Origin of the sequence: Yersinia sp. 1652 StPb PI (assembly GCF_041538345.1) — a bacterium.
GTDB lineage: Bacteria > Pseudomonadota > Gammaproteobacteria > Enterobacterales > Enterobacteriaceae > Yersinia > Yersinia enterocolitica_E.
The window spans coordinates 1,396,455-1,403,788 of the sequence record NZ_JAULSM010000002.1; the positions used below are offsets into that span (position 1 = coordinate 1,396,455).

Below are 7,334 nucleotides of genomic sequence, written 5' to 3' on the forward strand. Positions count from 1 at the left end.
CCCGTGACACTCAAAACTCAACTTCGTCGTCGTGAGGCGGCGGATGACAGCCATTTACCGGCGCAATTGCATCCGTTGCTGCGCCGCCTCTATGCCAGTCGTGGGGTTAAAACTGCGACAGAACTGGAACGAGGCGTAAAAGGTCTATTGCCCTGGCAGCAACTCGATGGCATTGATGCCGGGGTTACCCTGTTACAGCAAGCACTGGCTGACAAACGGCGTATCGTGATTGTCGGCGATTTTGATGCCGATGGTGCCACCAGCACTGCACTGGCAGTACTGGCTTTGCGCAGCATGGGTGGCAGTAATGTTGATTACCTGGTGCCCAATCGCTTTGACGATGGCTACGGGCTTAGCCCGGAAGTGGTTGAACAGGTCGCTGCCCGTGGTGCGGAATTGATCGTCACGGTTGATAACGGTATTTCTTCTCATGCCGGGGTGGATTTGGCCCATGCCTTGGGCATTCAGGTGCTGGTTACCGACCACCATCTGCCGGGTGAAACCTTACCAGCGGCTGAAGCTATCATTAATCCGAATCTGGTTGGTTGTGATTTTCTCTCCAAATCACTGGCTGGGGTGGGTGTTACCTTCTATCTGATGTTGGCATTGCGCGCCCGTTTGCGAGAGAGCGGTTGGTTTGAGCAACGAGCTTTAGCCGTGCCCAATCTGGCTGAACTATTGGATTTAGTGGCGCTGGGGACGGTGGCGGATGTGGTGCCACTGGATGCCAATAATCGGATTCTGGTCCATCAGGGATTAAGCCGTATTCGTGCGGGGAAATGCCGTCCAGGGGTCCGTGCACTATTGGAAGTCGCCAACCGTGATGCCCGTCAATTGGCTGCCAACGATCTCGGCTTCTCCCTTGGCCCACGGCTTAATGCTGCCGGTCGTCTCGATGACATGTCTATTGGGGTTGCACTTCTTCTCACTGACGATATCGCTCAGGCCAGAGCTTTAGCAATCGATTTGGATGCCCTTAATCAGGCGCGCCGAGAGATAGAGCAGGGGATGCAGGTTGAGGCGCTGCAACTGTGCGACCAACTGGAACGTACCAGCACGGCATTGCCCTACGGCATTGCGATGTACCATCCAGAATGGCATCAGGGTGTGGTAGGGATTTTAGCCTCGCGCATCAAAGAACGTTTTCATCGGCCTGTCATTGCTTTTGCCCCAGCGGGTGAAGGATTACTGAAGGGGTCGGGGCGCAGTGTGGCTGGGTTACATATGCGCGATGCTCTTGAGCGGCTGGATACATTGAACCCAGGATTGATGCTGAAGTTTGGCGGCCATGCAATGGCGGCAGGATTATCATTGGAACAAGATAAATTCGATGAGTTCCGTCAGCGTTTTGCCGATTTAGTCGGTGAATGGATGGATGCCTCACAATTGGAAGGCGTTATTTGGTCTGATGGTGAACTGAAAGGCAACGAATTATCGCTGGAAACGGCTGAGTTGTTGCGTGATGGTGGCCCCTGGGGGCAGTCTTTCCCAGAACCGACATTTGATGGCAAATTCCGTATTTTGCAGCAACGGCTGGTGGGGGAGCGTCATCTAAAACTGATGATTGAGCCGCTGAATGGCGGGCCGCTACTCGATGGTATTGCGTTTAATATCGATACCACCTTATGGCCGGACAGCAGTGTGCGTGAGGTTAAGCTGGCTTACAAACTCGATATCAATGAATATCGCGGTAATCGTAGTGTTCAGTTGTTGGTCCAGCATTTGTGGCCTTATTAGGCAACATTCCAATGAAGCCCGATGAGCTGGCTCAGGCCAGTGATTCGGGTGAATAAGTCGCGTTAACGCCACTGTGATTTCAAGTAAGCAGGAAATATAGTCAACGAGCTATAAACCGCCGAACAGATCCGTTAGAATTACCAATTCTGTGCCCTAAATAATTCAAGTTGCAGGAAGGCGGCAACTGAGTAAATTCCGATGAGTTGACGTCAGTCAATGATCCGGGTGAACGAAGACAGCCAACACCCATGCAGCTTGAAGTATGACGGGTATAATGACATTCCGTCATCTACGACTCAACGTAAGACTCAAAACCATGTTTGAAATAAACCCGGTAAAAAACCGAATTCAGGACCTGTCTGATCGGACAGACGTTCTCAGGGGGTATCTTTGACTATGATGCCAAGAAAGAGCGACTGGAAGAAGTAAACGCCGAGCTGGAACAGCCCGACGTCTGGAATGAACCTGAGCGTGCGCAAGCGCTGGGTAAAGAACGTTCTGCGCTGGAAGAGATTGTCTCGACCATTGATCAATTGGATCAAGGTATGGAAGACGTTTCCGGCTTGCTGGAATTGGCGATTGAAGCTGACGATGAAGAGACTTTTAACGAAGCCATTGCCGAGTTAGAGATCCTTGACGGCAAGCTGGGCCAGCTCGAATTCCGCCGCATGTTTTCTGGTGAATATGATAGCGCCAACTGCTACCTGGATTTACAAGCGGGTTCTGGCGGTACAGAAGCCCAGGACTGGGCCAGCATGCTGCTGCGTATGTACCTGCGCTGGGCTGAATCAAAAGGCTTCAAAACTGAAATCATCGAAGAATCTGATGGTGATGTTGCAGGCCTGAAGTCTGCCACCATTAAGATCATCGGCGATTACGCCTTTGGCTGGTTACGTACTGAAACTGGCGTTCATCGCCTGGTTCGTAAAAGCCCGTTTGACTCCGGTGGCCGTCGTCATACCTCTTTCAGTTCTGCTTTTGTCTATCCAGAAGTTGATGACGATATTGATATCGAAATCAACCCGGCAGATCTGCGTATTGACGTTTACCGCGCATCCGGTGCGGGTGGTCAGCACGTCAACAAAACGGAATCTGCGGTACGTATTACCCACCTTCCGACCAATATCGTGACTCAGTGCCAGAATGACCGTTCTCAGCATAAGAACAAAGATCAAGCGATGAAGCAGTTGAAGGCGAAGCTGTATGAGTTTGAGATGCAAAAGAAAAATGCTGATAAACAGGTTCTGGAAGACAACAAGTCTGATATCGGTTGGGGTAGCCAGATCCGTTCTTATGTACTGGATGACTCCCGTATCAAAGATTTGCGTACCGGCGTGGAAACACGTAACACGCAAGCGGTACTGGATGGTGATCTGGACAAATTCATTGAAGCAAGTTTGAAAGCCGGGCTATGAGGAACTGAGATGTCAGAGCAAAAACCACAAGTCGCTGAGCAAGCGCAAGAACCAGAACTCAATAGTGAGTTACAAGCTCGTCGGGAAAAGCTGGCCTTGCTGCGGGAAAAGGGAATTGCGTTCCCTAATGATTTCCGTCGTGAGCACCTCTCTGACCAGCTACATGCTGAGTACGGCAGTAAAGAGAATGAAGAGTTAGAAGCACTGAATATCGAAGTCACTGTTGCTGGCCGTATGATGACTCGCCGTATTATGGGTAAAGCATCATTCGTCACACTACAAGATGTCGGTGGCCGTATTCAGTTGTACGTTTCCCGCGATGATCTGCCGGAAGGCGTTTATAACGAAGAATTCAAAAAGTGGGATCTGGGCGATATTCTGGGTGCTCGTGGCAAGCTGTTTAAAACTAAAACCGGTGAGCTATCTATCCACTGTAGCGAATTGCGCCTGTTGACTAAAGCGCTGCGTCCGCTGCCGGATAAATTCCACGGCTTGGCTGATCAGGAAACCCGTTACCGTCAGCGTTATTTGGATCTGATCGCTAACGACGAATCTCGCCATACTTTCAAAGTTCGTTCGCAAGTGATGTCTGGTATTCGTAGTTTCATGGTGGAAAAAGGCTTCATGGAAGTCGAAACCCCTATGATGCAAGTGATCCCAGGTGGTGCTTCAGCGCGTCCGTTTGTGACTCATCACAATGCGCTGGATATCGATATGTACTTGCGCATCGCGCCAGAACTGTATCTGAAACGCCTGGTTGTTGGTGGTTTTGAACGTGTATTCGAAATCAACCGTAACTTCCGTAATGAGGGCGTTTCCCCACGTCATAACCCAGAGTTCACCATGATGGAACTCTATATGGCGTATGCGGATTACAAAGATCTGATCGTGCTGACTGAAGAGCTGTTCCGCACTCTGACTGAAACCGTATTGGGTAGCAGTGTGGTGCAGTATGGTGAGCAGACATTCGATTTCGGTAAGCCTTTTGCCAAACTGACCATGAAAGAAGCCATTTGCAAATATCGCCCTGAAACCAATGTGGCAGATTTGGACGATATGGACAAAGCTTTGGCTATCGCCGAGTCATTAGGTATTAAAGTTGAGAAGAGCTGGGGCTTGGGCCGCGTTCAATGCGAGATCTTCGAGGAGACCGCAGAGAGCCACCTGATTCAGCCTACTTTCATTACTGAATATCCAGCAGAGGTTTCTCCGCTGGCACGTCGTAATGATGATAATCCGTTTATCACTGACCGCTTTGAGTTCTTTATCGGTGGCCGTGAGATTGGTAACGGTTTCTCAGAGTTGAATGACGCTGAAGATCAGGCTCAGCGTTTTGCTGATCAGGTTAGTGCTAAAGAAGCTGGCGATGATGAAGCGATGTTCTACGATGAAGACTACGTCACCGCGCTGGAACATGGTTTGCCGCCAACTGCTGGTTTGGGCATCGGCATCGACCGTATGGTGATGTTGTTTACCAACAGCCACACCATCCGTGACGTTATCCTGTTCCCAGCGATGCGTCCGGTTAAATAAGTTTATTGTGGTAGCGGTAATCTATAAGGGTGCTACGGCACCCTTTTTACTAAGCAAAAACCGCCATAGTTATACTTGGTTTAATCTAATCGCTTAAAATACCGGCGCTTAGACCATATCTTCGCTTGCCCACGAGAAAGAACCGGTTATAATGCAAACCGCACACCGAAGCGGGTGTAGTTCAATGGTAGAACGAGAGCTTCCCAAGCTCTATACGAGGGTTCGATTCCCTTCACCCGCTCCAATCTAACGTTTCGCAGTATCTCCCGAAGTACATCAAACCCAGTCATAGTAAGATTTAGGCCACTGTTGTTGTCTCTTGACGGCTATTGTTGTTCACGGGAATCCACATACAAACGTGTATAGTTATCTGTATAGAAATTCTCTACACTCCAAATTCTATACACATCATGTTTTATACACTCTGGATTCTATACACTCTGGATTCTATACACATCGCACTCACGGACCTTGAGATACGCTGTGCAAAACCCCAAGAGAAGCCCTACACCAAAGCGGATGGTAATGGATTGTCTCTGCTGGTGGAGCCAAATGGCTCGAAAGGTTGGCGCTTCAGATACCGTTTTGCTGGCAAACCTAAAATGCTTTCATTGGGCACTTAGCAGACCGGTCAACAGAGAACCCGGCGCATCTTTCGATGCCCCCGTCCAGCCCACCATTGCTTTTTCACAGGTGTAACTGTACCCGCACATAGTAACCGCCTGCGCGGTTGTGCGCTCTGTTTTGTCTCGGGCTGCTAAAGCCAGCAACGGATTTTGCCGCTGCGGGGGCACTATATCCGGCCATTCTCTACTGTTCAATTAACCAGTGGTAAATTAGGACAAACATTTTTGTAGATGCGAGAGGGGCCGCATTTGTGGGTGTAATATGTATGTAATGCATCGATATCAATTATTATTTGGATTCAAAAATCAGTTTTTAATAAGATTAAAATTAGTAAATAATTAGGTTTTTGTGTTGACCATACTTACATATAGCTCTACTATTTGACAATAACAGCGGATGTGATCACTTATAAAAGTGAGGAAACGATGGTCAAGGTTGACTGGTCGAGGAAAGCGGTTAAGCAGTTACTTTCAATAGATGTCAGATATCGAAAATCCATCAGTGAAAAAGTGAATAAACTGACAAATTTCCCTGCTGTTGATTTGGATATCAAAAAGTTACAGACCGGTGATAGCCAATATCGGATGCGAGTGGGGAATTACAGGATTATTTTTCAGATTATAGAGGGAACCCCTGTGATATGTACGATCCAGGAAGTTAAACGCAGAACCACAACGACCTATTAGTAGGCTGGCTCAGTAGATTTCCTCTCAAAGGCATGGTGTTATTTTTCTAAACTAAGGTGAATAAGATGGCAAAACTACAATACATTCATGATGAAGCAGGAGAGCCTCAGTTTGTGGTCTTACCCATTGCCGAATACCAGCAACTTATCTCTAATGCGAAGTACGATGATATTCCCTATGTTGCTGATCACGATGATGATCAGACCATCCCGAATGAAGTTGTTCAAATCATGGTAAACGATGGTGTCAGTTTGCTGGCTGCATGGCGTATCTACCGTGGCTTTTCGCAATATGAAATAGCAGAACTGCTTGGCACCACCCAATCTGCTGTATCCCAATGGGAAGCCGTAGATTCTCGCCCACAAAAGAAAACCAGAGAGAAATTAGCAGAAATTTATAAATGCCGGGCAGCACAGATGATTTTGTAAATGCTGTAATAAAAATTACTGGCTTCGTCACCTCAATAACCATAACTCATTGATATTTGTTAAATCATCTGCAAAACAAACCTACTAGGTTATTTTCTTGCTATAAATAACCTAGTAGGTTATGTTTATTGAGTGAAACTTGCTCAAGGATGGCAATGAAATGGAGAAACGGACTCCGCATACTCGTTTACTAAAAGTAAAAGAATTGGTATTGAAAGGGAATGTTAAATCGACTCGAACTGCCAGAGATGGCGCTGAAGAGCTGGGGCTGAGTTTTAGGGATATGTGTGATGTAGTTTGCGAACTGACTAGCGCCGATTTTTATAAAAGTATGACGACACATCAAGATCATACGATTTGGCAGGATGTTTACCGCCCCATGCTTTCGTGCGGTAGAGTTTATTTGAAAATCACGGTTATCGATGATGTTTTGATTGTCTCGTTTAAGGAGCTTTAATGATGAAATGTCCAGTTTGTGGTGGTGCAGAATTAATCCACGAAGCGCGTGACGTCCCCTTTACCTATAAAGGGCGTAAGTTCATCGTCGAAGGCGTGATAGGACAACATTGCCCGGCATGCGGTGAAACAATCATGACTGAAGCTGAGTCCGATACCTATGCAGCAAAAACAATGCTTTTGCGAAAAATGGTTAATACAGAATCGATTGCACCCGCATATATTGTGCAGGTGCGAAAAAAATTGGGTCTAAACCAGCGGGAAGCTAGTGAGATTTTTGGAGGTGGAGTGAATGCTTTTTCGCGTTACGAAAAGGGTAAGGCGTTGCCACACCCATCAACGATAAAATTGTTGCAAGTGCTTGATAAACACCCTGAGTTATTGAATGAAATCAGGTAGTTGTTTGGGGGGCAAGATACTTTTTAATGTGATTTTTGCGGCTGATGGGATAG

General features: G+C 47.4%; 7 protein-coding genes, 1 tRNA gene and 1 pseudogene. All 9 read left to right on the top strand.

Going from position 1 to position 7,334, the window contains the following annotated elements; translation table 11 throughout:
- Window positions 1-3: 3 nt before the first annotated feature.
- The 9 genes and pseudogenes from recJ to Q2T71_RS22865 all read left to right on the top strand — a co-directional run bounded on the left by recJ (window position 4) and on the right by Q2T71_RS22865 (window position 7,281).
- Window positions 4-1,737 carry a single-stranded-DNA-specific exonuclease RecJ gene (recJ, locus tag Q2T71_RS22825; protein WP_372560660.1) on the top strand — a complete coding sequence of 578 codons (1,734 nt, stop codon included), beginning with the start codon at window positions 4-6 and terminating at the stop codon, window positions 1,735-1,737.
- Window positions 1,738-2,053: 316 nt separating this feature from the next.
- Window positions 2,054-3,152, top strand: a protein-coding gene (prfB, locus tag Q2T71_RS22830) for a peptide chain release factor 2 (RefSeq protein ID WP_102970535.1) whose coding sequence is annotated in 2 segments (ribosomal slippage) — window positions 2,054-2,128 and window positions 2,130-3,152 — 1,098 coding nt in all. Because the reading frame shifts where the segments join, the coding sequence is not laid out codon by codon here.
- 9 nt (window positions 3,153-3,161) lie between these two features.
- Complete coding sequence (gene lysS, locus Q2T71_RS22835) at window positions 3,162-4,685, top strand: lysine--tRNA ligase (RefSeq protein WP_083162773.1); 1,524 nt, start codon at window positions 3,162-3,164, stop codon at window positions 4,683-4,685.
- A gap of 170 nt (window positions 4,686-4,855) precedes the next feature.
- Window positions 4,856-4,929: transfer RNA gene (locus Q2T71_RS22840), tRNA-Gly, on the top strand.
- Window positions 4,930-5,140: 211 nt separating this feature from the next.
- A pseudogene (locus tag Q2T71_RS22845) lies at window positions 5,141-5,302 on the top strand (Arm DNA-binding domain-containing protein); the annotation flags it as partial.
- Between the two features lie 435 nt (window positions 5,303-5,737).
- The gene (locus Q2T71_RS22850; RefSeq protein ID WP_049611878.1) at window positions 5,738-5,998 is read left to right on the top strand and encodes a type II toxin-antitoxin system RelE/ParE family toxin; all 261 of its coding nucleotides are present in this window, start codon (window positions 5,738-5,740) and stop codon (window positions 5,996-5,998) included.
- A gap of 65 nt (window positions 5,999-6,063) precedes the next feature.
- A complete protein-coding gene (locus Q2T71_RS22855; protein ID WP_049611876.1) occupies window positions 6,064-6,426 on the top strand; it encodes a helix-turn-helix domain-containing protein in 363 nt (120 codons plus the stop codon).
- Between the two features lie 160 nt (window positions 6,427-6,586).
- Window positions 6,587-6,883 (top strand): type II toxin-antitoxin system MqsR family toxin, encoded by a 297-nt coding sequence (locus Q2T71_RS22860; protein ID WP_005166025.1) that lies wholly within the window; start codon window positions 6,587-6,589, stop codon window positions 6,881-6,883.
- The gene (locus tag Q2T71_RS22865) at window positions 6,883-7,281 is read left to right on the top strand and encodes a type II toxin-antitoxin system MqsA family antitoxin (protein WP_049562359.1); all 399 of its coding nucleotides are present in this window, start codon (window positions 6,883-6,885) and stop codon (window positions 7,279-7,281) included. Before Q2T71_RS22860 ends, Q2T71_RS22865 begins: the two co-directional genes overlap by 1 nt.
- The last annotated feature ends 53 nt before the right edge of the window (window positions 7,282-7,334 follow it).

Coding starts and splice junctions, on each gene's coding strand:
- Q2T71_RS22860 (WP_005166025.1), top strand. CDS start 6,587: ATGGAGAAACGGACTCCGCATACTCGTTTACTAAAAGTAAAAGAATTG.
- Q2T71_RS22855 (WP_049611876.1), top strand. CDS start 6,064: ATGGCAAAACTACAATACATTCATGATGAAGCAGGAGAGCCTCAGTTT.
- lysS (WP_083162773.1), top strand. CDS start 3,162: ATGTCAGAGCAAAAACCACAAGTCGCTGAGCAAGCGCAAGAACCAGAA.
- Q2T71_RS22850 (WP_049611878.1), top strand. CDS start 5,738: ATGGTCAAGGTTGACTGGTCGAGGAAAGCGGTTAAGCAGTTACTTTCA.
- Q2T71_RS22865 (WP_049562359.1), top strand. CDS start 6,883: ATGATGAAATGTCCAGTTTGTGGTGGTGCAGAATTAATCCACGAAGCG.